Source organism: Caulobacter sp. Root1455 (assembly GCF_001426905.1).
In the GTDB taxonomy this organism is placed as follows: Bacteria; Pseudomonadota; Alphaproteobacteria; order Caulobacterales; family Caulobacteraceae; genus Caulobacter.
Map to the genome: position 1 here is coordinate 88,814 of NZ_LMFQ01000026.1, position 25,076 is coordinate 113,889.

17 protein-coding genes and 1 pseudogene are annotated in these 25,076 nt (G+C 69.7%); 7 read left to right on the top strand and 11 right to left on the bottom strand.

Annotated features, from left to right (window positions below; genetic code table 11):
• Window positions 1-176 precede the first annotated feature (176 nt).
• The 7 genes and pseudogenes from ASD21_RS22715 to ASD21_RS22745 all read right to left on the bottom strand — a co-directional run bounded on the left by ASD21_RS22715 (window position 177) and on the right by ASD21_RS22745 (window position 8,012).
• Window positions 177-1,328, bottom strand: coding sequence for an NAD(P)/FAD-dependent oxidoreductase (locus ASD21_RS22715; RefSeq protein WP_082554917.1), 1,152 nt, complete (start codon window positions 1,326-1,328; stop codon window positions 177-179).
• A complete protein-coding gene (ubiV, locus tag ASD21_RS22720) occupies window positions 1,310-2,215 on the bottom strand; it encodes a ubiquinone anaerobic biosynthesis protein UbiV (RefSeq protein ID WP_056447062.1) in 906 nt (301 codons plus the stop codon). The genes ASD21_RS22715 and ubiV overlap by 19 nt, the downstream gene beginning before the upstream one ends.
• Window positions 2,212-3,204 (bottom strand): ubiquinone anaerobic biosynthesis protein UbiU, encoded by a 993-nt coding sequence (gene ubiU, locus ASD21_RS22725; protein WP_056447064.1) that lies wholly within the window; start codon window positions 3,202-3,204, stop codon window positions 2,212-2,214. Before ubiU ends, ubiV begins: the two co-directional genes overlap by 4 nt.
• Window positions 3,204-3,677: a ubiquinone anaerobic biosynthesis accessory factor UbiT gene (gene ubiT, locus ASD21_RS22730; RefSeq protein WP_056447068.1), complete on the bottom strand. Its 474-nt coding sequence runs from the start codon at window positions 3,675-3,677 to the stop codon at window positions 3,204-3,206. Before ubiT ends, ubiU begins: the two co-directional genes overlap by 1 nt.
• A 218-nt stretch (window positions 3,678-3,895) precedes the next feature.
• Window positions 3,896-5,446 (bottom strand): acetolactate synthase large subunit, encoded by a 1,551-nt coding sequence (locus ASD21_RS24225; RefSeq protein ID WP_056447289.1) that lies wholly within the window; start codon window positions 5,444-5,446, stop codon window positions 3,896-3,898.
• A pseudogene (locus tag ASD21_RS24955) lies at window positions 5,423-6,757 on the bottom strand (FAD-binding oxidoreductase); the annotation flags it as partial. The gene ASD21_RS24225 and the pseudogene ASD21_RS24955, both read right to left, overlap by 24 nt.
• 82 nt (window positions 6,758-6,839) lie before the next feature.
• Window positions 6,840-8,012: an acyl-CoA dehydrogenase family protein gene (locus tag ASD21_RS22745; protein WP_235524948.1), complete on the bottom strand. Its 1,173-nt coding sequence runs from the start codon at window positions 8,010-8,012 to the stop codon at window positions 6,840-6,842.
• Between the two features lie 275 nt (window positions 8,013-8,287).
• Between ASD21_RS22745 and ASD21_RS22750 the strand changes: the two genes are divergently transcribed.
• The 3 genes from ASD21_RS22750 (at window position 8,288) to tpiA (ending at window position 11,668) form a co-directional block, all read left to right on the top strand.
• Window positions 8,288-8,695, top strand: a complete 408-nt coding sequence (locus tag ASD21_RS22750) for a hypothetical protein (RefSeq protein ID WP_056447075.1) — start codon at window positions 8,288-8,290, stop codon at window positions 8,693-8,695.
• Between the two features lie 300 nt (window positions 8,696-8,995).
• On the top strand, window positions 8,996-10,846 hold the full coding sequence (locus ASD21_RS22755) for a phosphoenolpyruvate carboxykinase (GTP) (protein ID WP_056447078.1): 1,851 nt from the start codon (window positions 8,996-8,998) through the stop codon (window positions 10,844-10,846).
• Between the two features lie 66 nt (window positions 10,847-10,912).
• Window positions 10,913-11,668, top strand: a complete 756-nt coding sequence (gene tpiA, locus ASD21_RS22760; RefSeq protein ID WP_200941470.1) for a triose-phosphate isomerase — start codon at window positions 10,913-10,915, stop codon at window positions 11,666-11,668.
• A 9-nt stretch (window positions 11,669-11,677) separates the two neighbouring features.
• Here the strand turns inward: tpiA and ASD21_RS22765 are convergent, their stop codons facing one another.
• From ASD21_RS22765 to ASD21_RS22780, 4 genes are all read right to left on the bottom strand, one after another.
• Window positions 11,678-12,688 carry a cupin-like domain-containing protein gene (locus ASD21_RS22765; protein ID WP_056447080.1) on the bottom strand — a complete coding sequence of 337 codons (1,011 nt, stop codon included), beginning with the start codon at window positions 12,686-12,688 and terminating at the stop codon, window positions 11,678-11,680.
• A gap of 36 nt (window positions 12,689-12,724) precedes the next feature.
• Window positions 12,725-14,071: an alpha/beta hydrolase family protein gene (locus ASD21_RS22770; RefSeq protein ID WP_082554921.1), complete on the bottom strand. Its 1,347-nt coding sequence runs from the start codon at window positions 14,069-14,071 to the stop codon at window positions 12,725-12,727.
• A complete protein-coding gene (locus ASD21_RS22775; protein WP_442856994.1) occupies window positions 14,068-15,201 on the bottom strand; it encodes an endo-1,4-beta-xylanase in 1,134 nt (377 codons plus the stop codon). Before ASD21_RS22775 ends, ASD21_RS22770 begins: the two co-directional genes overlap by 4 nt.
• Window positions 15,202-15,395: 194 nt before the next feature.
• Window positions 15,396-18,656, bottom strand: coding sequence for a TonB-dependent receptor (locus ASD21_RS22780; protein ID WP_056447087.1), 3,261 nt, complete (start codon window positions 18,654-18,656; stop codon window positions 15,396-15,398).
• 347 nt (window positions 18,657-19,003) lie between these two features.
• Here ASD21_RS22780 and ASD21_RS22785 point away from each other — a divergent pair, with 347 nt between their 5' ends.
• Genes ASD21_RS22785 through ASD21_RS22800 form a run of 4 tightly spaced genes read left to right on the top strand, consistent with a single transcriptional unit; the run spans window position 19,004 to window position 25,048 of the window.
• Entirely contained in the window at window positions 19,004-20,536 is a 1,533-nt protein-coding gene (locus ASD21_RS22785) for a tryptophan halogenase family protein (RefSeq protein ID WP_056447090.1), read from the top strand.
• The gene (locus ASD21_RS22790; RefSeq protein WP_056447094.1) at window positions 20,533-21,990 is read left to right on the top strand and encodes a tryptophan halogenase family protein; all 1,458 of its coding nucleotides are present in this window, start codon (window positions 20,533-20,535) and stop codon (window positions 21,988-21,990) included. The genes ASD21_RS22785 and ASD21_RS22790 overlap by 4 nt, the downstream gene beginning before the upstream one ends.
• Window positions 21,987-23,546: a tryptophan halogenase family protein gene (locus tag ASD21_RS22795; protein WP_056447099.1), complete on the top strand. Its 1,560-nt coding sequence runs from the start codon at window positions 21,987-21,989 to the stop codon at window positions 23,544-23,546. The genes ASD21_RS22790 and ASD21_RS22795 overlap by 4 nt, the downstream gene beginning before the upstream one ends.
• Window positions 23,543-25,048 carry a tryptophan halogenase family protein gene (locus ASD21_RS22800; protein WP_056447102.1) on the top strand — a complete coding sequence of 502 codons (1,506 nt, stop codon included), beginning with the start codon at window positions 23,543-23,545 and terminating at the stop codon, window positions 25,046-25,048. Before ASD21_RS22795 ends, ASD21_RS22800 begins: the two co-directional genes overlap by 4 nt.
• Window positions 25,049-25,076: the final 28 nt, after the last annotated feature.

Here is a 25,076-nt window from a genome sequence, read left to right on the forward strand (position 1 = left end):
AGGGTTGATCGGCATTCGGCTTCGGAAGCGAAAACCTCGTCCTTCGACAAGCTCAGGATGAGGTTTTCTACTGCCCCGGGATGACGTCCTTCTATTGCCACGGCCTGTATAACGGTCCTCATCCTGAGCTTGTCGAAGGACGAGGACCAAGCACCGCGCTTGAATGCCGATCAGCCCTAACCCGCCGGCCTGAACCGCTCCGGCGCATAGGCCTCGACCCGCACGCCATGATCGACCAGATCGCTCGGGACCGGGCGCCCCTCGACCAGGGCCGCCGCCAGCCGGCCCATGGCCGGCGCGGTCTGGATGCCGAAACCGCCAAGGCCCGCCAGCCAGAAGAAGCCGGGGCGGCTCTTGGACCATCCGACCACCGGCGCGCGGTCGGGGGCGAAGGTGCGTAGGCCCGCCCACCGTCCGATCAGGTGGCGCACGGGATGATCGGCGGCGGCCTCGAACCGCGCCATGCCCACGGCGATGTCCATTTCGTCGGCGGCGGCGTCGCAGGGCGGGCTTGGCGTCTCGTCGGCCGGGGTGATCAACATCCGGCCGCCGCAGGGTCGGAAATAGAACCGCTCGTCGATGTCCTTGACCACGGGCCAGGCGGCGAACCCGGCCTGATCCGGCGCCCTGGCCAGCATCACCGTGCGGCGCAGCGGGGTCAGCCCCAGCGGCGCCAGGCCGGCCCCGATCACGACCTCGTCGGCCCAGGCCCCCGCGGCGTTGACCAGGATGGGCGCCGAGATGTCCAGGCTGGGCGTACGAACCCGCCATTCGGAACGCTGGAACGCGATCGCGCCGGCCCCGGCGCCGGTCAGCACCTCGGTCCCCGCCTGCTGGGCGCGGCTCAGATAGGCCGCGTGCAATCGGGCGACGTCGAGATCGCCGGCGTCGGCCTCGATCAGCGCCGCCGCCACCGCCCGGGCTCGGAGGATCGGCACGCGGACCCGCGCCGCACGGCCGTCGAGGACTTCGAACCCGCCCCGCATGGCGGCGAAGGCCTCGAGGCGATCGGTCCGGCCGGCGTCGGCGATGTGCATCACCGGCCTTGGCGTCAGCAGCGGCGGGCCGAAGCCGGCCGGCGGATCGAGGAAGAACGCCCGGCTGGCCAGGGTCAGTCCGGCGATCGCCGCCCCGCCGTATGAGGGGATGTACATCGCCGCCGACCGACCGGTGGTGTGGTACCCCGCCACCGGCTCGCGCTCGACCAGCGCCACCCGGGTTCGCGGGTCCAGATTGGCGGCCAGGGCGGCGCCGGCCATGCCGCCGCCCAGGATGATCACGTCGAAGGTCCGTTGGGAGGGCATGGCGTTCATGAACGCGCCGTCCATTGGGCCCCGGCTCCGCCTCGCGGATAGCCGTTGACCAGGGGACCGGGAGGATCGGTCGCGCGGATCGCCGCCGCCAGGTCGGCGGGAGCCAGGACACCGTCGGCATAGGCCCGGAAGCCGGCGATCACCTTGGCCATGTCGCCCGAATGGGGCGACAGGCGCAGGGCCGTGACGCCGGCGGCGCGCAACTCAGCCACCGGATTGTCGACGACCTGCACCCCATGGGACAAGGTCTGGACCCCGTTGACCGCCAGGAAGCCGACGCCGTCGAGAGTCTCGACCGTCAGGCCATCGGGGTCGCGATCGCAGACGAACTGGCAATTGTCCTTGTGCAGACCATGGCCGCGCGCGTGATAGCACCGGCCAGACAGGGCCAGCGGCAGCCTGCCGAAGGCGAAGATTTCGATCTCCAGGCCAGGGCACGGCGCCGTCAGCGCCGCCACGGCGGTCAGGGACATCTCGACATTGGCGCACAGCCGCACGCAGCCGCGGGCGATCAGCTCGCCGGCCGCCGCCTCGTTATAGACGTTGAGCAAGGGACCCGCGACGAAGGGCGCGCCCGGCGGGCGATGCGCCAGGGCCGAGATGTCGTTGATCTCGATCAGGGCCGGATCGGCCGCCAAGGCGGCGGTGACCTGTCGATCGCGCGGCAAGGCTGGGAGGGCCAGGGTCGACCAAACCACGGTCTTGCCGGCCGCTTGGAGGAGATCCGCCGCCTCGGCCAGGGCGTGGGCCAGCAGCGGACCGCGTTTGCCGCAGACCACCTCGCCCAGATAGACCCGGTCGACCGCCGGGTCGCGGGCGATCTGGCCGTAGAAGGCCGCGACGCGTTCCGGCGACCAGTTGAACAGCAGGGGGCCGATGGTCAGTTCCAGTCGCGGACTCATCGCCAGGTCTTCCGGTAGGCGCCCGCCGTCTCGCGACCGCCCTCGGCCAGGCTCGACAGCAGACGTTCATAGGGCTGCGTGGACTCGCCGCGATCCAGGGCGTCGAGGGCGGCGCGGAACGCCGCGGCGACCCGCGCGACATAGGCCTTGCCGCGCTGGCGGCCCTCGATCTTCACCGCGGTGACGCCGGCCTTGGCCAGATCGGCCAGCAGCTCCATGGCGTTGAGGCTGGTGGGCTCCTCGAACAGATAGGACGCCTCGCCGCCGGCCTGGAAGCGTCCCTTGCACAGGGTCGGATAACCCGCGGCCTCGCCGGCCTCGAAGCGATCCAGGGTGAAGCCGGCCAGCCGGGAGGTCAGCTGGCCTTGATGATCCTCGAACGCCACCGCCTCGGGCGGCGAGCAGACGCCCGACAGATTGGGCGAACGGCCCGTGGCGTAGGACGACAGGGCGCAGCGGCCCTCGGCCATCACGCACAGCCCGCCAAAGACGAAGGCCTCGGTCTCGACGCTGATCTGGCGATTCAGCGCGGCGATCTCGGGGGCCGACAGCACCCGCGGCAGCACCACGCGGCGCACGCCATAGGTCTTGGCGTAATAGTCGATCGAGTCGACCGAGCCGGCCGCCGCCTGCACCGACAGATGCAGACGAAGATCGGGATGGGCGTCCCGCGCATAGGCCAGGATTCCGAGGTCGGCGACGATGACCGCGTCCGCGCCCGCCCGGGCCGCCGCGTCGACCGAGGCGCGCCAGATGTCGACCGCGCCGACCCGCGCGAAGGTGTTGATCGCCACCAGGACCTTGGCGCCGCGCCCGTGGGCCCAGTCGGCCGCATCCTTGAGTTCCTGGGGCGAGAAGTTGAGGCCCGGGAAGTTGCGGGCGTTGGTTTCGTCGCGCAGGCCGCAATAGACGCTGTCGGCGCCGGCTTCGATGGCGGCGCGCAGCATGGCCGGCGATCCGGCCGGGCAGACCAGTTCGATGCTGGCCATCAGGCGCTCGCCCGAGCGTCGCGCGCGGCCAGGCCGCGCAGCAGCATGGACAGGCTGGCGTTGGCCACGCCGCTCGCGGGGGCGGGCAAGCCCAGGAGATCGGCCACGGTCAGCTCGGCCGCCTCGAGGGCGTTGTGCAGGGCCATCACCGCCTGAACGTCCCCTTCCACCCGGATGCTGCGCGAAAAGAAGGCCGCATCGGCGTCGATCGAGCCGTCGAACAATCCCAGCAGCGCGGTCAGCGGGCCTCGGATACGGGCCGTGCCCGCCATCGGCGCCGTCGCGCGCACAACCCGCACGACGCCCCGGCCGGCGCAAGGCCGCAACTCGAACACCACCGGCCAGTCGTCGGGGGCGAGAACGAACAGGGCGTCCTGGAATCCGTCGAGGCGGTCGAAGATCTCCGGCCGCCGCCGCGCCGCCCGCCGCAGTCCGGCGGTCAGGAGATGCTCGACCGGCCCCCGCAGGGCCATCAACACATCGGCCGCGTGACGATCGAGCGGCGGTGTCGACCGCCGCGATGAAGCCGCATGGCGGCGAAATCCCTTGGGCATGAAAGGTCCTCTCACCGGGGGGTATGCCTCGCCGCCCGCGGCGCGCGATAGCGGGTCCAGGGCGTCGCGTTCGCGCGCTTTGCTCAAGCCGGGGCTTGCTGATCGTCAAGCCGGTCGTCGATGTCACGCCTGCAAGCTTACAGCGCGGCCTCGATGAAGGCCGGCCCCGGGCGCGCCATGGCCCACGCCATGGCTTCGTCAAAGGCTTGGGCGGTGTCGGCCCGCGTCGCGGGAAGCCCCAGCGCTCTGGCCAGGTTCAGCCAGTCGATGCGCGGCGCGCCCAGGTCCAGCAGTTCCCGCGCCGCGGGGCCCGCCGGACCGCCGCTGGTGCGGTACATCTCGATGTCGAGGATGCGGTAGGCGTGGTTGGCGAACACCACCACGGTGACGTCGAGCTGCTCCCGAACGATGGTCCACAGGCCCTGGACGGTGTACATCGCCGCCCCGTCGCCGCTCAGGGCCACCACCTTGCGGTCGGGACAGGCCACGGCCGCGCCGATCGCCAAGGGAATCCCCTGGCCGATGGCGCCGCCGGTCAGCATCAGCCAGTCATGAGGCGCCGCCGTCTGGGTGGCCTGGAAGATCGGCAGGCCGCAAGTGACCGCGTCGTCGCTGACGATGGTCCGCGCCGGCAGATGGCGGGCGACCGACTGGCCGATGGCGGCGGGGGTCAAGGGCCCTTGCGGCGCCGAGGGACGAACCAGCGACTCGACCGGTCCCTCGGCCGGCGCGTCGAGGGCGTCGGCCAGAGCCCGCAGGGCGGCCGTCCCGTCCGTCCCACGACCGCCCAGAACGACGGTGTCGCAGCCGTCCGGGACCAGCACGCTGGGCCGCTCGGGATAGGCGAAGAAGGCGACCGGCCGCGTCGTGCCGACCAGGGCCATCAGGTCGACGCCCTCCAGGTCGCCAAGGGCCATTTCGCCGAAATAGTGCATGCGGTCGGGCGCGAACCGGCCCGCGCCGCGCGCTTGCCGCGCCACGAAGGTGTCGGTGAGCACGCGCACGCCGGCGGCGGCGATCCGGCCGGCCGCCGCCAGCCCCGCCTCGCCGCAGGCCGCGCCGCCGATCAGCAGCACCGGTTTGCGGGCGGCCTTCAGACGCGCCGCCAAGGCTTCGACCTCGTCGAGGTCCGGCTCGACCCTCGGCGGCGCCGTCACCACCGGCCCGATCACCGTCGTGGCGCTCCAGGCGCTGTCGGCGGGCAGGATCAAGCAGGCGTTGCCACCCGGCGGCCCGAGACTGGCGGCCACGGCCTCGGCGGCCAGCGGTCCGACGGCGTCGGCCGTCTCCGCCGATTTGATCCACAGCGAGTTGGGCGCGGCCAGGGCGGCGATGTCGGAGTTCAGGGGCGCGTCGTGGCCGCGGTGAAAGGTGGCGTGGTCGCCGATGATGTTGACCACCGGGGTGAAGGCGCGGCGGGCGTTGTGCAGGTTGGCCGCGCCGTTGGCGTAGCCTGGCCCCAGGTGCAGCAGGGTGCAGGCCGGCGTCCCGGTCATCCGGCCGTAGCCGTCGGCGGCCCCGGTCGCCACGCCCTCGAACAGGCACAGCACGCCGCGCATCCGCGGCTCGCGGTCCAGAGCCGCGACGAACTGCATCTCGCTGGTGCCGGGATTGGCGAAACAGGCGGTGACGCCGTTGTCGGCCAGGGTGGCGCCGTCCGGATCAAGGGCGTGCTTGAGCCGCCGCATCAGGTCGATCTCGGCCGGGCCGCGCGACAGGTGCAGGAACGCGCGCTTTTGCAGGCCCACGCCGTGTTCGGCCGAGATCGATCCGCCCACCGTCTGAAGGGGTCCGTAGACGATGTCCTCGACCGCCCGGCGACCGGCTGGCGTGACCTCGGCCAGGCGGACGATCAGATGCAGATTGCCGTCGCCCAGGTGGCCGAAGACGGCCGGAGGTCCCAGATCCGGCCAACGCGCCGCCAGTTGCGCCTGCACCGTCGCGACATAGGCTTCCATCGCCGCGATCGGCAGGCTGACGTCGAAGGCGATGATCGGCCCGTCGCGCGCCGTCTGGGCGACGTCGTCGCGCAGGGCCCACATCGCCTCGCGCTGGGCCTTGGAGCTGGCGACAGCGGCGTCGGCGATCTCGCCGGCCTCGAGGGCCTTGGCCAGGGCGGCTTCGAACCGGGCCGCGTCGCCGGCGACATCGCCGCCCAGGCTCTCGACCAGAACATAGAACGGGTAGCGCCCGTCGAGCGGCGGGCGGCCCCGGGCCGGCGGGCTCGTGACCAGGTCGTGGAAACCGGACCACATCACCTCGAAGGCCGACAGCAGGCCGCCGAGATCTCGCTCCAGACGCCGCAACAGCTGCGGCAACGCCGAAAAGCGCTCGACGCCGACGATGGCGGTGTCCTGGCTGACCGGCGCGGGGCGCAGGCGCAGCACCGCGCGGGTGACCACCCCCAAGGTGCCTTCCGAGCCGATGAACAGCTGCTTGAGGTCGTAGCCGGCGTTGTTCTTGATCAGCGGGCTCATGGCCTGGATCACCGTCCCGTCGGCGAGCACGGCCTCCAGGCCCAGGACCATGTCGCGCATCATGCCGTAGCGCAGGACGCGGTTGCCGCCCGCGTTGGTGGCGATCGTGCCGCCGATCGTGGCCGAACCACGCGAGCCGAGATCCAGCGGCAGCAGCAGGCCTTCGGCGGACGCGGCCTCGCAGGCGGTTTGCAGGACGCAGCCGGCCTGGACGGTCATGGTTCCGGCGACCGGGTCTATCGCCTCTATGGCGGCCATGCGGTCCAGGGACAGGGCCAGGGCGCCGTCGGCCAGGCAGCCGTCGACCAGACCGGTGCGCCCGCCCCACGGAACCACCGCGGCGCCCGCCGCCGACGCCAGACGAAGAATCTCGGCCACGGCCTGGGTCGACGCGGGCCGCAACACCGCCAGGGGCGCGCCCAGCCGGGTCCAGGGACTCTGGTAGCGCTCCTCCAGCGCGGCGCCCGTCAGGACCCCATCGGCCCCCAGGGCCGCGCGTAGAGCGTCGATCAGCAGGTCCATGCGTCTCCCCTTTTGTTGAGCGACGCTAGCGCTGCGCCGGGAAAGCTGAATTGACCCAGGCCAAACCGGGTCTGGTCTATTGTCAGGTCGCGCCCAACAGGTGACGGGCGATGACGTCGCGCTGCATTTCGCTGGCGCCGGAATAGATCGTGGCCGCGCGCAGGCTCAGGCGTCGGGCCATGGCCAGCGCCCCGGCGTCCAGAGCCTCGCCCCCGGCCAGACCGCCGGCGACGCCCACGGCGCCCAGCGCGGCCGCCGCCGGATTCCCGACGATCTCCATCGCCAGCTCGGCGACCTGCTGGTGCAACTGCGTGCCGACCAGCTTGAGCATGGACGGCGCGATCGGGTCGTGCGGCCCTGGCCGGCCCGAGGGCAAGACGGCCAGTTCCAGTTGCTCGAAGGCGTCCAGGTCGACGGACAGGCCGGCCAGGCGGGTGCGCAGGCCCGGCTCGACATCCGGCCCGGCCTGGTTCAACGCCTCGGTGGCGCGGCGAAGAGCACGACGCACCAGGGCGGCCGGGGTGTTGTTGGCGCGCGCTAGCTGCATCAGGCGCTTGGCCATCGACCAGCCGTCGTTCTCGGCCCCCACGCGGTCGGCGACCGCGACCGGCACATCGTCGAAGAACACCTGGTTGAAGTCGTGCTGTCTCGCCAGGTCCAGGATCGGCGAGACCGTCAGGCCAGGGCTGTTCATGTCGACCAGCAGGAAGGTCAGCCCCTGCTGGCGGCGCGCGCCGTCGGCGGTGCGGAAGATGCCGAACATCCGATTGGCCAGATGGGCGCCGGTGGTCCAGATCTTCGTGCCGGTGATGCGATAGACATCGCCATGGCGCACCGCGCGGCAGGACACGGCCGCCAGGTCCGATCCCGCGCCGGGTTCCGAAAATCCTTGGCACCAAAGATCCTGGCCCGACAGGATCGGCGGCAGATAGCGCGCCCGCTGCGCGTCGTCGCCCTGCTCGATCAGCAACGGGCCCAGGCTGCGCAGGCCCGCGGCGAACAGCACGGGCGCGTCGTTCAGGGCGCATTCGCGGTCGAACAGGAAGCGCTGGCGAGGGCTCCAGCCGGTTCCGCCCCAGGCCTCGGGCCAGGCCGGGGCGATCCAGCCTCGGGCGAACAGCTTGGCGTGCCAAACCCGGCAGGCCTCGATGTCGGAATGGACGCCCAGGGTTCGTCGCCCGGCGGCCCGCAAGTCTGGCGTGAGCGCCTTCGCCAGGAAGGCGCTCACCAAGGCCAGGAAGGCCTCGTCCGACATGGACCGCACCGAAGCTGGACTCGGAAAGGGGATCGATTGACGAACCACGAAGCCGGCCCTTGAAACCGCGCGACCCGCGGCCCCTGGACCCTAGGTCAGGCGTCGGGCGAAAACCTTGACCAAGCGCAAGCCCCGAAACCTAGATCACCGTTCGTCGACTTGACCCGCGGCAAGTCGGGACCGTGGACGGCGCCCTAGCCGTCGATGAACCCGGCGATCGGGCGATTTGATCTGACGCAAGGCCCGGACGCCAAAATCCGCCTAGCTGCCGCACCATGACCGAAGACTCCCATTTTCAACAGCTTCTGAGCACCGCGGCCGCCCAGGCCCAGCCGCATCGCCTGCTGTTCGTGTTCGCCGCCGCCGAACTGCCCGATCACCCCACCCCGGCGCAGCGCGAGGCTTTTCTGGCCGGTCGCGGCGGGGCTCTGGCCCCGCTGATGTGCGTCGACAAGGGGGCGGGCGAACTGGCGGACTTCGCCGGACTGGCCGCGGAATCGAAGACCGCCGGACCGCCCTGGCAGGTGGTGTTCGCCGCCGCTCTGCCGGGTCGCGACGGCCTTGCGCCTTCCAAGGCGGAGATCGACGCGGCGATCAAGACGATGGTCGAGGCCGTCCGCCTGGGCGGCGTCGACAAGTACGCGGCCTTTGATCAGGACGGCGAGCCTCTGCGCCTAAGCTGAACCGCCGCCGCCCTAGCAGGCCTTCCCAGGGTCGCCTAGGCGCCAGGCGACAAGGTTCTTGATTCGCTCAAACGACCCGCCCGAGGCGAGGCCCATCGACGCGGCGACGCCCGCGCCCAGGATCGACTTCCTCATAATCAGGCGCCGGGCGCGAAAACATGCCGCCGGCGGAGCACCTGGCGCGCCGATTTTTGACGACAACGTTGTCATTGAAAACATTGGCCTTTTCCCGACGGTTCGTCACGCTATGGTGCGCGCCAAGGCGAGCAATAGTTTCGCCAACATGCAGCAGGACGTGAAATGCAGAACCAAGGGCCGGGCGCTGAAGCGCCCCCGACGAAACACGCGCGTCTATTGGCCTGGGTGGACGAGGTCGCCGCGCTGACCAAGCCGAAGGCCGTTCACTGGTGCGACGGCTCCGACGCGGAATGGACCGCCCTGACCGACGAACTGGTCGCCCTGGGCACGCTGAAGCGCCTCAACCCCGACCTCCGCCCTAACTCGTTCTACGCCGCCTCCGATCCGCGCGACGTCGCCCGGGTCGAGAGCCGCACCTTCATCTGTTCGCGGGATCAGGCCGACGCCGGCCCGACCAACAACTGGCGCGATCCGGACGAAATGCGCGGGCTGCTGAACGGTCTGTTCGACGGCTGCATGCGGGGACGGACGATGTATGTCGTGCCGTTCTCGATGGGTCCGGTCGGCTCGCCGATCAGCGCCCTGGGCGTGGAGATCACCGACAGCGCCTATGTCGCCGTCTCGATGCGGGTGATGACCCGCATGGGCCAGGCCGCGCTCGACGCCCTGGGCGAGGACGGCTTCTTCGTGCCTGCCCTGCACACCCTGGGCGCGCCCCTGGCGGAGGGCGAGGCCGACGTGGCCTGGCCGTGCAATGACGACAAGTACATCGTCCACTTCCCCGAAAGCCGCGAGATCTGGTCTTACGGCTCGGGCTACGGCGGTAACGCCCTGCTGGGCAAGAAGTGCTACGCCCTGCGCATCGCCTCGGTGATGGCCCGCGACGAGGGCTGGCTGGCCGAGCACATGCTGATCCTCAAGCTGACCTCGCCGGCCGGCAAGGTGCGTTACGTGGCCGCCGCCTTCCCCAGCGCCTGCGGTAAGACCAACATGGCCATGCTGCAGCCCACCCTGCCGGGCTGGAAGGCCGAGACGATCGGTGACGACATCTGCTGGATGCGCTTCGGCGCCGACGGCCGCCTCTACGCGATCAATCCCGAGGCCGGCTTCTTCGGCGTCGCGCCCGGCACGGGCGTGAAGACCAACCGCAACGCGGTCGACACCCTGCATTCCAACTGCGTCTACACCAACGTGGCCCTGACCGCCGACGGCGACGTCTGGTGGGAGGGCCTCACCGACGTCCCGCCCGAGGGCCTGACCGACTGGAAGGGCCGGGCCTGGACCCCGGCGTCCGGCGAGCCCGCCGCCCATCCCAACGCCCGCTTCGCCGTGCCGGCCGGCCAGTGCCCGGTGATCGCCGACGAGTGGGAGGATCCCGCCGGCGTGCCGATCTCGGCCATCCTGTTCGGCGGCCGCCGCGCCTCGGCCGTGCCGCTGGTCACCGAGGCCTTCGACTGGGAGCACGGGGTGTTCCTGGCCTCCAACGTCGCCTCGGAAGGCACGGCGGCGGCCGAGAACAGCATCGGCGAGCTGCGTCGCGATCCTTTCGCCATGCTGCCGTTCTGCGGCTACAACATGGGCGACTATTTCGATCATTGGCTGAAGGTCGGAGCCGCGGCCGATCCGGCCAAGCTGCCCCGCATTTACTTCGTCAACTGGTTCCGCAAGGACGAGCGCGGCAAGTTCGTCTGGCCCGGCTACGGCGAAAACAGCCGGGTGCTGAAGTGGATCGTCGACCGCCTGGAGGGCCAGGTCGAGGCGGTGGACAGTCCGATCGGCCGCCTGCCCACGCGCGACGGTCTGGACCTGACGGGCCTGGACCTGACCGACGCCCAGCTGGACCTGCTGCTGACCGTCGATCCGGCCATCTGGCGCGCCGAGGCCGCCTTGATCCCCGAGGCCTATGAGAAGTTCGGCGCGCGCCTGCCGCCGGCCCTGTGGGAACAGCTGGCCGCGCTCGGCGGGCGGCTGGCCCGCCTGGATCATCCCGCCAGGATGCTGGAGCAGGCCTGATCACCGGCCTTCTCCCCTCCCCCTTCAAGACGCGAGCGCCGGACAGGATCGGCGCATGGAGACCGAATGCACGTCGCTATGGATAAGCCCGCCCGGAAGTTCGTGGTCGGCAATTGGAAGATGCACGGCAACCTGGCGGCCCTGCCGGTCCTGGGCGCCATCGACGCGGCGGCGCGCGAGGCGCCCGCCGTGGACGTCGGGGTGGCGGTCCCGGCGACCCTGATCACCGCCGCCGGGCACGCCGCCGGCGCGATCCATGTCGGCGCCCAGGACATCCACGCCGCCGACAAGGGCGCGCACACCGGCTGCCTCTCCGCGCCGATGGTCAAGGACGCCGGCGCGGTCTTCACGATCGTCGGTCACAGCGAATGCCGGGCGGGCCGCCAGGAGACCGACGCCGAGGTGCGCGGCAAGGCGCAGGCCGCCAGGCGGCACGGCCTGTCGGTGATCCTCTGCGTCGGCGAGGCGCTGAACATCCGCGAGGCCGGCCAGGCCGAGGCGGTCGTTCGCGCCCAGCTGGAGAACTGCCTGCCCGACGACGCCGACGGCGACTGGCTGTCGGTGGCCTACGAGCCGATCTGGGCGATCGGCACGGGCCGCTCGGCCACGGGGGACGACATCGCCGCCATGCACGCCGTGCTGCGCGAGACCTGCCGCGCGGTCCTGGGCCCGGCCGGCGACCGCGTCCGGCTGCTGTACGGCGGTTCGGTGACCCCGGCCAACGCCGCCGAGATCCTGGCGACGCCGAACGTCGACGGCGTGCTGGTCGGCGGCGCCAGCCTGACGGCCGAGACCTTCCTGCCGATCATCGCCCACGCCTGAGGCGAGAGGTCAGCCGAAGGCGCGCTTGAGGAAGCCGCGGATGTTCTGCGCCAGGCGCGGCGTCAGGGGCCCCAGCACGCCCTTGCGCTCGTCTGGCAGATGGGCCGCGGGGTCGCCGTTGGTCTCGAACAGGTAGTGGTCGAAGATCGCCCGCCAGGCGTCGCGCTGCGGCTTCGGCAAGTGACGCACCGCCAGCAGGCCGTGGACCAGCACGTCGAACGGCGTACCGGCCTCGGGCGGCAGGTCGCGCCACCAGTAGTTGACCAGCACGTTCAGGCTGTCGAGCGACTGGACGTGATGCCACCAGGCGGTGGGGATGTAGATGGCGTCTCCGGGCCCGAGTTCGGCGGTCAGGCCATGCTTGGCCGCCTCGGCGAAACGCGGATAGCGGTCCAGGTCGGGCGACTCCAGCTGGACCATGCTGATCGGCTGGCCGGCCAGGGTGAAGTCCAGCGGCCCGACATAGAGGTTGGTCGTCTGCTCGGGCGGAAACAGGGTGAAGCGCCGGCGCCCGGCCACCACCACGGCGATGTTGTCGGCCATGTCGTAGTGGGTCTGCACCCGCACCGCGTTGCCGAACCAGATGCGCGGCTCGACCGGCACGGCCAGCATGTCGTGGCTGTTGGCCTCGGCGAAACCCGGCAGCACCTGCGGCGCGAGGGCCGAGCCGACATAGACCGACGGCGGCCGAGCCTCGGCGCCCAGGGCCAGGATGTCGTCGAGGATGGCCGAGATCCCGCCCGGCCGCCGCTCGAAGTTCACCGCCCGCTCGGCGTCGCTGTAGAAGAAGCGGCCGCCGATTTCCGGCGGACCGACGAAGGCCTCGACCGGCGCGCCCTTGTCGAAGCGCTTGATATAGGCCGCCGTCGCGTCCGCCCCCTCGAGACCGGCGCGCGCCGCCGGCCAATCCGCCGCGAAGCCGCGGAACACCACGGGCCGGTAGGCCGGGACGATCTCGGCCCGCAGGATCTCCCGCGTGACGTTCGAACGCTCTTCGAGGGGGGAAAAGGACTGGCTCATGTTACGCTCGAACGGAAACTCGGCGGATGACGACCGCTACGGGCGCTCAAGATAGCGCGAAGCGAAGTCCAGAAAGTAGGGCCAGTTCGGTCCGGGCGTGTGACCGCCCTCGTGCTGGCGGAACGCCAGCTCGCCGTCGGCCACCAGGGTCAGGGGTTCCGGAAAAGCGGTGACGCCCAGGTCGCGGGCTCCCAGCAGCCGATAGACCGGACCGGCGGCGACCGCGGCCATGAACATGCCGCGCGAGTCCACCCAGCCGTCGGCCTGGTCATTGCCGACGCTGATGAACAGCGGCCGGGGCGCGCACAAGGCGATCAGTTCGTGGGCGTCGACCGGCAGGTCGTCGACGGTCAGCGGCCCGGCGTAGCGCAGGAAGTTGCCGGCCATCCAATGATACTCGCCGCTGGCCGCCAGGTTCTCCAGCTGCTCGCCGCGCTTGCGCCGGTGCAGCTTGGCCCCGCCCTCGCCGGACGAGGCGACCAGTCCGGCGGCGAAGCGCTGGTCGTAGGCCATGGTCACCAGCGCCGCCTTGCCGTAGCGCGAGAGGCCTTCGATCGCCACGCGACGGTCGTCCACGGCCGGATCGGTCGCCAGGAAGTCCAGCACCCGGCCGGCGCCCCAGGCCCAGGCCCGCAGAGCGCCCCAGTCGTCCGGCGCGCGCGGACGGCCGTGATTGACCAGGCCGATCACGCCTCGGCTCAGGCCCGCGCCGTTGTCGGGCTGGACGCTGGTGGGATCGAGAATCGCATAGCCCCAGCCCCGGGCCAGGACCAGGTCGCGCCAATCAGGTCCGGGCGGCGCCGGCCGGCCCTTCATCCAGGGCGCGCCGTCGGGAAAGCCGAACTCCAGCATCAGGGGCCGCCGGCCCTTCCCTTCCGGCGTCACCAGCAGCAGGTCGAGGCTGACCGAGACCGCGGGATAGGCGCGGTTGTCCAGATCGCCGGCCAGCCGCCGTTCGAGCACCGCCACGCCGTTACGGACGTCATGCTTCTCGCTGACGATCCGCCAGCGGACCGCCGGCGTATGCTTGGGCACACGGCCGTGCTCCTCGCGCGAGAACAGCTCGACCAGCTCCGGGCGGCGGCGCTTCCACCAGTCGTCCGGCGTCGCGACCGGACGACCGTCCGGGAACGCCAGCGGATCGGGCAGCAGGCTGAACGGTCCGGCCTTGGCCTCGTCCTGGTTGACGAAGTTGGGCGCGGCGGAATTGTAGCCGTCGACGCCCGGCCGCAGGGCCTTGATCTTCAGGCGGTCGAGCATCAGTTGGTGGTCTTGCTCGGCGGTCAGGGCCGAGGCGGGCGTCGTCTGGGCCTGCGATGGGGCCAGGCCGCCGGCGAGGGCGACCAGCACCGCGCCGACCAGCGCCGACGCCCAGCGGGTCATGTCCGCACCGGCGCGGCCCGGAAGGCCGCCGCCACCGCCTCGCGCATCGGCTTGGGCTTGTAGGCGTCGTCATAGAGCGTCGCGCGCTTGGGCAGGCCGTCCTTGCGCGGCGTGAAATTCTGCAGCCAGGAATATTTGTCGACCATGCCCCAGGCCAGGACCTCCTTGGTCTGACGATAGTCCAGCATCAGGTCGAGATAGGCCTTGGCGACCGACGCCCCCGCCGTGTCGCGGGTCGCGACGTCGCCCGGCAGGTCCCGGTCGTTGACGTCGAATTCGGTGATCAGCAGGTCGTAGCCCATGCCGGTCGCCTCATCGAGGAAGGCGCGCCACGGCTTGTCCTGGGGCCGCCCCAGACTGCCGGGCGCGGCGGGATCCTCGGTGCCCAGGTGGCTCTGCACGCCCAGGGCGTCGACCGGCGTTCCGCGCTTGCGGAAGCCTTCCAGAAGCTTCAGCACTCCGGCGCGGTGCGCCTCGTTGCCGGCCTCCCAGCCCATGTAGTCATTATAGACCAGCCGGGCCTTGGGCGCGAAGGCGCGGGCCGTCTGGAAGGCCACGTCCAGGGTCGCCTCCTGGCCCATCACGTCCGACAGGACGGTCCGGCGGATCGAACCGTCCTGGGGATCGATCGTCTCGTTGACCACGTCCCAGGAGTCGATTTGCGGATAGTGTTTGATGACCTTGGCGATGTGGCTGACCAGCATCGCCTGGGCTTCGGCCTTACCGGCCGGGCCCGAACCGAAATCGTAGTGGTTCAGCCAGGCGGGAAACCACTTGGGGTGATGCCACAGCAGGGTGTGGCCGCGCAGGGCGATGTCGTTGGCCTTGGCGAAGGCGGCGATGCGGTCGGCCCGCTCGAAGGCGAAGGTCTTGGCGTCGGGTCGCAGGGCGTACCACTTCAGCTCGTTCTCGGGGACCAGCACGCCGCATTCGTCGATCAGGACCTGACGATAGCGGGGATCTTCCAGCGAGCCGGTCAGCGAGCCGGGCTTGCCCGCGCCGACGGCGCTGCCGAACCGCACGCCCTTGGCCTTGGCGAGGGCGGAGAGCGACGGCCCAAGAGGCCGCTCCCCGGCCTGGGCGAGGGCCGGAACCGCGCCGGCGGCCGCCGCGGCGGCGCCCAGCCCCATGAAGCCTCGCCTCGAAAAGGGAGAAAGGCGGAACGTCATGATGAAGCCCTCTCAACAACACAAGAACACCGCGCGACGTCGGAAGACGGCGCGCGGTGAGTTTGGGGTAGAAGAGCCCTCGCCCACGGAAGGTCGAAGGGTATGCGCCCAGGATGACCCGACCGGACGACGTCCGGCCGGGCCCGCCTTGGGATCTAGAAGCTGGCGCGCAGCACGAAGGTGTAGCGCCGGTCGTTCATGAACCACGACCGTCCAGCCTTGAGCAGCTGGTCGTTCAGGACCTGCGTGGTCTTGGTGATCTCGTTGGTCAGGTTCACGCCCTGCACGCCGACCTTCACCTTGTCGTTGATGGTGTAGAAGATCGAGCCGTCCAGCTGGCCGGTGGCCTCGTTCATGATCGGCGCATAAGGCACGATCACGTCGCGGACCGTCAGCAGGAAGTCCGAACGCCAGTTGTAGGCCAGGCGAGCCGAGATCGCGCCCTTCTCGTAGATGGCCGCCAGGTTGGCGTTGTGCTTGGACAGACCCTGCAGCGGCAGCAGGCCGGTGTTGACCGTCGAGACGCGGCCGGCGGCCACGTCGGGATCGGTCGCCGACAACGTGCTTTGCGGCACGCCCTTGCTGTCGATGTAGCTGTAGTTGGCGTTGATCCCGAAGCCGTCGAAGGGCGCGGGCAGGAAGTCATAGAACTGCTGGTAGGCGACTTCGAAGCCCTTCACGTGGGCCTTGACGTCGGAGTTGCCCGGCGTGGTGACCGCGACGTTGAAGGTCGCGCCGTTGTTGGTGAACGGAACGCGCTCGGTGGTGTTGGTCGCGACGTCCTTCAACTCTTTCCAGAACAGCGCGAAGGTCAGCGAGCCCACCGGCGCGAAGTACCACTCCGCCGAACCGTCGAAGTTGATCGACTGCGTCGGCTTCAGGAGCGGATTGCCGACGGTGACGGTGCCCGTGAGGCTGTCGGCCGTCACGGGAGGGCCGGCGATCCCCGCATCCGTCGTGTCCAGAGCGATGTTGTAGTAGTTGCGGGTCAGGCCGATATCCGGCGGGGTGATGGTCTTGGATGCGCCGAAGCGCAGCTGCACCTTGTTCGGCAGCGCCACCTTCACGTTCAGGCTGGGCAGCCAGTAGTCGTAGCTGATGTGCGCGGTGTTCGGGACCGTCGCGCCATTGGAGAACGCCACGGCCGCCTGCTGCACCGACACCGGAAGTTGGCAGTAGTCGGAAGGCACGAACGGCGGCTTGGGATCAGGCAACGCCTGCCAGTTGGCCAGGGAGGTGGCGCAGCTCTGCGGGTTCGTCGCGGTCGGCGAGGGATAAGCCAGGAAGCCGGAGGCCTCGCGCTTGGTCTTGGTGTAGCGCAGGCCGAAATTGCCGGTGACCCGGACGTCGCCCTCGAAGTCGTGCTTGAACCGCAGCATGCCGTAGGCCGACTGGGTCTGCTCGTTGACCGGATTGATTTCAGCCGGCCGGAACGGCGTTCCGGCGGTCACGCCGCAGCGCTGGGCCAGCGGCACCCAGTTCTGCGGGCAGCTGCCCGAGAGGCGGGCCCGCCATTCGTCGCCGATAGCCAGGGCCGTGGCCGACATCGCGGCGTAGTCCTGGGCGGGATTGCCCTTGTAGAACGGCCGGGCTTCCAGACCGGTCGGGGCCGGAACCTCGCCGCGCATGAAGTCGGTGAACGGATAGAGTTCGGTGAAGGCCGCGCTACTCGAACCGCCCGCCGTGGCCGGGTTGCTGTTGATCGGCTCGTCGAACCACACCGGTCCGCCGCCGCCCCAGATTTCGCTCAGGACGCCCCAGTTGTAGGACGTGAAGCGCGTGGTCTGGTCACGTTCGGACCAGCGAACACCGACCCGCGCGGAGTCCAGCCAGCTGTTCTCGGCGAAGCGGTAGTCGACGTCGAGCTTGACGGCGTCTTCCTTGCCTTCGCTCTGCTCGATGTGGTCCATCGCCGAGCGCCAGAAGCTGTTGTAGGGGTCCTGGAAGTTGTTGTGCCCGCCGCGATAGTAGGACGAGCAGCTGCTGTTGAACGGCGTACAGTTCGACGGCGCCGCGCCGCTGGCCGGCGGGATGAACGTGAAGACCGGCATGTCGGAGCCGTTCAGCTTCAGGTCCAGGTTCTGGAAGGTCGAGGCCCAAACGCCGACGTCCAGATTATCGACGGACGAGTCGACGTGCTGGACGTCGAGGGCGACGCCCCAGGTCTCGTTCGGCGTCCACTTGAAATTGAAGCCGTAGTCCGAGGTCAGGTACTTCTGCTCGACACTGCGCGTGATGTTGTTGCTCTGCAGGCCGTTGGCGGGCGTGCGCGGATTGGAACCGTTCTGGTCATCGCGCCAGCCCTGCGAGCCGGTGATGATGCCGTTGGTGAAGATGCCGTCGCTGTCGACGCCGAACGTGGTGCCGTCGATCGGACGCGAGTCCCCGTTCGAGGTCACGTTGTCGGTGGCGATTTCCATCGCGTGCTCGGTCCAGGACTGCGTCGATTCCGAGCGCAGGTACTGGAGGGTGGCCAGCATGGTGTCGTCGTTGCTGCGCCATTGACCGGCCGCCGCGTAGCCCGTGCGGTCACGCTCGGTCTCGGTGCTGCGGAAGGCCGCGCCGCGCGGGAACCACACGCCCTTGCCGGTATTGTTGGGGCAGTCGACGGCCTGCGGATTGGCGGTCTGAGCGGCGGTGAAGTTGGTGCGGCAGCCGAAGTTCGACACCTGGGTGCCGTCCGAACGGGTCCACAGCTTGGAATCGACGGCGCTCAGCAGCAGGCCGAACGTACCGGCCTCGGTGTCCCATTGATCGCTGTAGAGGGCCGAGAAGGTCGGAGCCCACTTCTTGACGAAGTCGCCGTAGCTGGCTTCGGCCGAGAGCGACAGCAGACGCTTGGTGCTGTCGAACGGCAGGCGGGTGCGCAGGTTCACCGTGCCCGAGATGCCGCCTTCGATCATGTCGGCCGAGGGGCTCTTGAACACGTCGACGCCGCCCATCAGCTCGGCCGGTACGTCCGCGAAGCTCAGGGCGCGGCCGTTGTTGGCCGAGAAGGTGTCGCGGCCGTTCAGTTCCGAACGGACGAAGTTCAGGCCGCGCACGACGACGCCGCTGCCTTCGGTCGAGAAGTGGTCCGGGTCGACGCCGGCGGCGAAGCGGTTGATGGCCACGCCCGGGATGCGCTGCAGCGCTTCGGTGACCGAGCGGTCCGGCAGGGCGCCGATGTCCTCGGCGGTGATCGAGTCGCTGATGATGTCGGAGCTCTGCTTGAGCTGCTGCGAGCTCTTCAGGCTTTGGCGAATGCTGGTGACGACGACTTCTTCGACCGTCTCCACGTCACTGGCCGGCTTGGTCTGGGCCATGGCCGGCGCGGCGACCAGCATGGCGCCGAGCGCCAGGGCGGATACGCCGTACTTGAGTTTTGAAGTTGAAATCGCACCCGCGCATGCGGGCGCACGTTGGACGTTGTCCATATTAGTCTGCCTCCCCAGTTATTCTTTATGGCAGCTCGTTACCGCTACCATTGGTCGATTGAATCGACCATTATGGTCAGATGATATGGCAAAGCCCGCTCACGTCAAGGTACCGGTACCTTGGGTTAACGGAAAAGAAGGTTGATCCCACCCAACTTTCTGTTTTGTCATAACAATTGGGAAGCGGGCCAATCCGCTCCACAACGAGATCTAGGGTACAGACCGCGCTTTCCCTCGCAAGGGGAAAAGTACGTCGTCTGACCAATCCGCCTGGACACCACCGTCCGTCGGGTCACACAGAACGACCGCCCATAGAAGGCGGAGTACGGTCGCAAGAGGGGGAACGCATGACGGATCAGGCCGTCCGTAACATTCTAATCGTCGGCGGCGGCACCGCTGGCTGGATGACCGCCGCGGCCCTGTCGGCCAAGCTGGCCGGCCTGCCCATCGCCATCCGCCTGGTGGAATCGGCCGAGATCGGCACCGTGGGCGTGGGCGAGGCCACAGTGCCGCACATCAGGCATTTCAACGCCGCCTTGGGCCTCGACGAGGCCGATTTCATGCGCAAGACCCAGGCGACCTACAAGCTGGGCATCGAGTTTCGCGACTGGGGCAAGCTGGGCGACAGCTACGTCCACCCGTTCGGCGCCTACGGCGCGGCGATCGGCGGCGTGGGCTTTCACCATCACTGGCTGCGGGCCCGCCAGGGCGGCGACCCCACGCCGCTGGAGGCCTATTCCCTGCCGATCCAGGCCGCGCGCCTGGGACGATTTGTCCCACCCTCCTCCGACCCGCGTTCCCTGGCCTCGACCTATTCCTACGCCTACCAGTTCGACGCGGGGCTCTACGCGCTCTATCTGCGCGCCTATGCCGAGGCGCGCGGCGTGGTCCGCACCGAGGGCAAGGTCGCCGACGTCGTCCTGCGCGGCGAGGACGGCTTCATCGAGGCGATCACGATGGAGAACGGCGAGCGCGTCGAGGCCGACCTGTTCATCGACTGCTCGGGCTTCCGGGGCCTGCTGATCGAACAGACCTTGAAGGCCGGCTACGAGGACTGGACGCGCTGGCTGCCCTGCGACCGGGCCGCCGCCGTGCCGTGCGACACGGTCGAGCCGTCGGCCCCCTACACCCGCTCCATCGCCGACAAGGCCGGCTGGCGCTGGCGCATCCCGCTGCAGCACCGGGTCGGCAACGGTTACGTCTATTGCAGCGACCATATCAGCGACGACGAGGCCGCCGCCGCCCTGCTGGCGGGGCTGGAGGGCAAGGCCCTGGCCGAGCCGCGCTTCCTGCGGTTCGTCACCGGCCGGCGCAAGAAGCAATGGAGCAAGAACTGCGTGGCCGTGGGCCTGTCGTCCGGCTTCCTGGAGCCGCTGGAGAGCACCAGCATCCACCTGATCCAGGTGGCGGTCACCACCCTGCTGGAGCTGTTCCCCGATCGAGGCTGCGACCAGGCCGACCAGGACGAATACAACCGCGTCATGGATCTGGAGTTCGAGCGCATCCGCGACTTCCTGGTGCTGCACTACCACGCCACCCAGCGCACCGACGCGCCGTTCTGGAACGAGCGCCGCACGATGAGCATCCCCGACAGCCTGGCTTACAAGATGGATCTGTTCCGCGAGCGCGGGGTGGTCGTGAAGTACAAGGACGGCTTCTTCCTCGAGCCCAGCTGGCTGGCGGTCTATCTGGGCCAGAACGTCGTGCCGCGGGCCTACGACCCGGTCAGCGACAGCGTGCCCGACGCCGTCCTGACCCAGCGGTTGAAGGCGATCCGCGACTCCGTCGCCGACACCACGCGCTCCATGCCCAGCCACGCCGACTGGATCGCCCGGTTCTGCGCCGCCGCGCCCCCAAGTGCGTCTGGAGAGGCCGCATGAGCCTCGCCGCCTTGAACAGCGTCGCCATCCTGGGCGGCGGCGTCGCCGGCTGGATGACCGCCGGCGCCCTGGCGCGGGCCCTGCCCGCCGATTGCACGATCCAGGTGGTCGAGACGGCGGACTCCGCGCCGCGTGGAGCCCTGTCCACCCTGCCCGCCCTGCGCACCTTCCATGGCCTGCTCGGCCTGGACGAGGCCGTCCTGATGCGCGCCGCGCGCGGGACCTTCAAGCTGGGCGCGCGATACAGCGGCTGGACCGGCTCCGGCCAGAATGGGGACCATGTCGAGGGCTTCAGCGACGCCGGCGCCAATCTCGACGGCGTGGCCTTCCACCATCACTGGCTGCGGGCCCGCGAACGCGGCGACGTCGGGCGCTACGAGGACTACAGCCTGGCCGCCGTGGCCGGGCGGCTGGGCCGGTTCGCGCCGCCCAGCGAGGATCCCAGGTCGGTGCTGTCGACCCTGTCCTACGGCCTGCATCTGGACGCCGCCGGCTATGTCGCGGCGCTGCGGTCGACGGCGGGCCGCGCGGAGGCGCGGAGCGGAGAGATCGCCGAGGTCGCCCTGGCGCCGGACGGTCGGATCGCCGCGGTGACCCTGGCCGACGGCGAACGGATCGTCGCCGACCTGTTCATCGACGCCACGCCGGACGGCCGCCTGATCGCCGCCATGCCCGACGGCGCCTGGATCGACGAGTCCGCCGCCCTGGCTTGCGACCGCCTCGCCCTGCGGGAAGTCGCCCCCCGCGCCAACCCGCCGCCCCTGACCGAATTCGAGGCCGTCGCCGAGGGCTGGCTGCGGCGCGTTCCCCTGCGCGGCGGCGACGCGGTGACCCTGGCCTACGCCAGTGGTCAGACCTCCGACGACGCGGCGCGCGACATTCTGGGCGGAGAAGCGACGATCGTCTCACTGCGCAACGGCCGTCGCCGGCGGGTCTGGTCCGGCAATTGCCTGGCCATCGGCCCGGCGGCGAGCCAGCTGGAGCCGCTGAACGGCGACGACGCGCGAGCGATCCAGAGCGGCGTCGGCCGGCTGATCGCCCTGCTGCCCACCGCCGAAGGCTCGCCCCTGGCCGCGATGGAATACAACCGCCTGATGGCCGAGGAACAGGAGCGGGCCCGCGACATGGCCGTGTTCCGCTACGCCGCCGCCGCGCGGACCGACCCGTTGTGGGTCCAGGCCCGGCGCGCCCCGCCTTCCGCGGCCCTGGCCTATAAGCAAGCCCAGTTCGAGAGCCGGGGCCGCGTGGTGCTGTACGACGAGGAAAGCTTCGTGGAGGGGGCCTGGGTCGGGGCCTTCCTGGGCCACGGGATCACGCCGCGGCGTCACGACCGGCTGGCCGACCGTCTGCCCGCCGACCAGGCCGACGCGGCCCTGGCCCGACTGCGCGGCTTGATCCGCCAGGCCGCACAGGCCATGCCGCTTCACGCCGACGCCCTGAAGGATCGCCCATGACGCCCTCTCCCATTGGCGCTCCCATCCGCCCATCCCCCATCCGCAAGGTGCTGGTCCTGGGCGGCGGAACGGCCGGCTGGATGACCGCCGCGGCCCTGTCCAAGGTGCTGGGCGGCCAGGTCGAGGTCGTGCTGATCGAGTCCGAGCAGATCGGCACGATCGGGGTCGGCGAAGCCACCATCCCGCCGATCCTGACCTTCAACGCCATGCTCGGCATCGACGAGCGCGAGTTCATGCGGGCCACCCGCGCGACCTTCAAGCTGGGCATCGAGTTCCGCGACTGGACCCGTATCGGCGACCGCTACATCCATCCGTTCGGGAGCTTCGGCCTGGATATCGAGGCCCTCAAGTTCCACCAGGTCTGGCGCAAGGTGCGCGACCAGGTCGGGCCGATCGAGGACTTCAACCTGGCCGCCGTCGCGGCGCGTCAGAACCGCTTCGCCATGCCCGACCCCGATCCGGCCAAGGTGCTGTCGAGCCTCAAATACGCCTTCCATTTCGACGCCGGCCTCTATGCCCGCTTCCTGCGCGGCTTCGCCGAGGCGCGGGGCGCGACGCGGGTCGAGGGCAAGGTCAGGGACGTCGCCCTGCGCGGCGAGGACGGCTTCATCCAGTCGGTCACCCTGGAGGACGGCCGCGTCTTCGAGGCCGACCTGTTCATCGACTGCACGGGCTTCCGCGCCCTGCTGATCGGCCAGACCCTGGGCGGGACTTATGTCGACTGGAGCCACTGGCTGCCCAACGACCGGGCCGTGGCCCTGCCCTGCGACACCGGCGGCGACGGCCTGACCCCCTACACGCGCGCCACCGCCGACAAGGCCGGCTGGCGCTGGCGCATCCCGCTCCAGCACCGCACCGGCAACGGCTATGTCTATTCCAGCGCCCACATCGGCGACGACCAGGCCCTGGATTCGCTGTTGGCCGGGTTGGACGGACCGGCCCAGGCCGATCCCAACTTCCTGCGCTTCCAGCCCGGCCGCCGCGACCGGGCCTGGATCAAGAACTGCGTCGCCATCGGCCTGTCGTCCGGCTTCCTGGAGCCGCTGGAGAGCACCAGCATCCACCTGATCCAGGCCGCGATCACCAAGCTCCTGGCGCTGTTCCCGGACACCAGCTTCGATCCGCTGGAGATCGACGAGTACAACCGCCTGACCGCCCAGCAGGTCGAGCTGGTCCGCGACTTCATCATCCTGCACTTCAAGGCCACGGAGCGGTCGGACACGCCCTATTGGGACTATCTGCGGACCATGGAGATCCCCGAGAGTCTGGCGCGCAAGATCGACCTGTTCGCCGGGCGCGGGCGGTTGTTCCAGTCCGACTACGACCTGTTCGCCGAGCCCAGCTGGATCGCCGTGCTGATGGGCCAGGGGATCGTGCCCCGCCAGTACGACGCCCTGGTCGACAGCCTGCCGCAGGCCGCCCTCGTTCAGCGCCTGCAACGGATGTCGGCCCTGATCGGCCAGACCGCCCAGGCGATGCCGAGCCACCAGGTCTTCATCGCCCGTTATTGCGCCGCCGAGGCGGCCGCCAACACTCCTGTATCGAGGCCCGCATGACCGACCAACGCCTGCGCAAGATCGTCATCGTCGGCGGCGGCACCGCCGGCTGGATGACGGCCGCGGCGCTCGGCCGCTTCCTGAAGGACGGCCACACCCAGGTGACCCTGGTGGAGTCCGAGGAGATCGGCACGATCGGGGTCGGCGAGTCCACGATCCCGCAGATCAACATCTTCAACCGCATGCTGGGCCTGGACGAGAACGAGTTCGTCCGCCGGACCAAGGCGACCTTCAAGCTGGCCATCGACTTCGTCGACTGGAAACAGATCGGCCACAGGTACTACCACCCGTTCGGCCCCTACGGCGTCGACATGGAGGGCGTGTCGTTCCACGCCTACTGGCTGCGGCTGAAGGCCATGGGCGAAGCGGCCGACCTGACCGACTACTCGCTGCAGGCCCTGGCGGCCGACCAGGGCAAGTTCATGCGGGCCAACGGCCAGACCAACTCGCCGCTGGGCACGATCGCCCACGCCTATCACATCGACGCCGGCCTCTACGCCCAGTACCTGCGCGGCTATGCCGAGGATCGCGGCGTGCGCCGCCAGGAAGGTAAGATCGTCCAGGTCCACCAGCGCGCCGAGGACGGCTTCGTCGAGGCCGTAACCCTGGAAGGCGGCCAGCGCGTCGAGGGCGACCTGTTCATCGACTGCTCGGGATTCCGCGGCCTGCTGATCGAGCAGACCCTGAAGACCGGCTTCGAGGACTGGTCCCACTGGCTGCTCAACGACCGCGCCGTGGCCGTCCCCTGCGAGTTGGCCGGCTCGCGCCAGCCGGTGACCCGCGCCACCGCCCGCCCCGCCGGCTGGCAATGGCGCATTCCGCTGCAGCATCGCCTGGGCAACGGCTACGCCTATTCCAGCGAGCACATCGGCGAGGACGAGGCCACCACCTACCTGCTGGCCAATCTCGACGGCGCGCCGCTGCGCGATCCCTTCACCCTGCGGTTCAAGGCCGGGCGGCGTCTGAAGAGCTGGAACAAGAACGTCGTGGCCATCGGCCTGTCGGCCGGCTTCATGGAGCCGCTGGAGAGCCAGAGCATCCACCTGATCCAGGTGGGCATCTCGCGGCTGCTGGCCATGTTCCCCGACAAGCGGTTCGAGACCCCCGACATCGACCGCTACAATCGGGTCATGCGGTTCGAATACGAGAAGATCCGCGACTTCATCATCCTGCACTTCCACGCCACCCAGCGCAGCGACACGCCCTATTGGGATTATCTGCGGGAAATGCCGATCCCGGACTATCTGGCCGACAAGATGGCGGTGTTCAAAAGCTACGGCCGGGTGTTCCGCGAGAACGAAGAGCTGTTCAACGACACCAGCTGGTTCGCGGTGATGATCGGCCAGGGGATCGAGCCGCGCGGCCACGATCCGATGGCCGACGTGATGTCCGAGGAGGATCTGCGGGCCAAGATGGGCAACATCCGCGCCGTCATCGCCAAGTCGGCCGAGGTGATGCCCGACCACCTGAAGTTCATCGCCGACAACTGCGCGGCGATCTAGGACGCAAGGACGCCTTCTGTCGAACGTC

Coding starts and splice junctions, on each gene's coding strand:
- ASD21_RS22715 (WP_082554917.1), bottom strand. CDS start 1,328: ATGGACGGCGCGTTCATGAACGCCATGCCCTCCCAACGGACCTTCGAC.
- ubiV (WP_056447062.1), bottom strand. CDS start 2,215: ATGAGTCCGCGACTGGAACTGACCATCGGCCCCCTGCTGTTCAACTGG.
- ubiU (WP_056447064.1), bottom strand. CDS start 3,204: ATGGCCAGCATCGAACTGGTCTGCCCGGCCGGATCGCCGGCCATGCTG.
- ubiT (WP_056447068.1), bottom strand. CDS start 3,677: ATGGCCCTGCGGGGGCCGGTCGAGCATCTCCTGACCGCCGGACTGCGG.
- ASD21_RS24225 (WP_056447289.1), bottom strand. CDS start 5,446: ATGCGGCGGCTCAAGCACGCCCTTGATCCGGACGGCGCCACCCTGGCC.
- ASD21_RS22745 (WP_235524948.1), bottom strand. CDS start 8,012: ATGTCGGACGAGGCCTTCCTGGCCTTGGTGAGCGCCTTCCTGGCGAAG.
- ASD21_RS22750 (WP_056447075.1), top strand. CDS start 8,288: ATGACCGAAGACTCCCATTTTCAACAGCTTCTGAGCACCGCGGCCGCC.
- ASD21_RS22755 (WP_056447078.1), top strand. CDS start 8,996: ATGCAGAACCAAGGGCCGGGCGCTGAAGCGCCCCCGACGAAACACGCG.
- tpiA (WP_200941470.1), top strand. CDS start 10,913: ATGCACGTCGCTATGGATAAGCCCGCCCGGAAGTTCGTGGTCGGCAAT.
- ASD21_RS22765 (WP_056447080.1), bottom strand. CDS start 12,688: ATGAGCCAGTCCTTTTCCCCCCTCGAAGAGCGTTCGAACGTCACGCGG.
- ASD21_RS22770 (WP_082554921.1), bottom strand. CDS start 14,071: ATGACCCGCTGGGCGTCGGCGCTGGTCGGCGCGGTGCTGGTCGCCCTC.
- ASD21_RS22775 (WP_442856994.1), bottom strand. CDS start 15,201: ATGGGGCTGGGCGCCGCCGCGGCGGCCGCCGGCGCGGTTCCGGCCCTC.
- ASD21_RS22780 (WP_056447087.1), bottom strand. CDS start 18,656: ATGGACAACGTCCAACGTGCGCCCGCATGCGCGGGTGCGATTTCAACT.
- ASD21_RS22785 (WP_056447090.1), top strand. CDS start 19,004: ATGACGGATCAGGCCGTCCGTAACATTCTAATCGTCGGCGGCGGCACC.
- ASD21_RS22790 (WP_056447094.1), top strand. CDS start 20,533: ATGAGCCTCGCCGCCTTGAACAGCGTCGCCATCCTGGGCGGCGGCGTC.
- ASD21_RS22795 (WP_056447099.1), top strand. CDS start 21,987: ATGACGCCCTCTCCCATTGGCGCTCCCATCCGCCCATCCCCCATCCGC.
- ASD21_RS22800 (WP_056447102.1), top strand. CDS start 23,543: ATGACCGACCAACGCCTGCGCAAGATCGTCATCGTCGGCGGCGGCACC.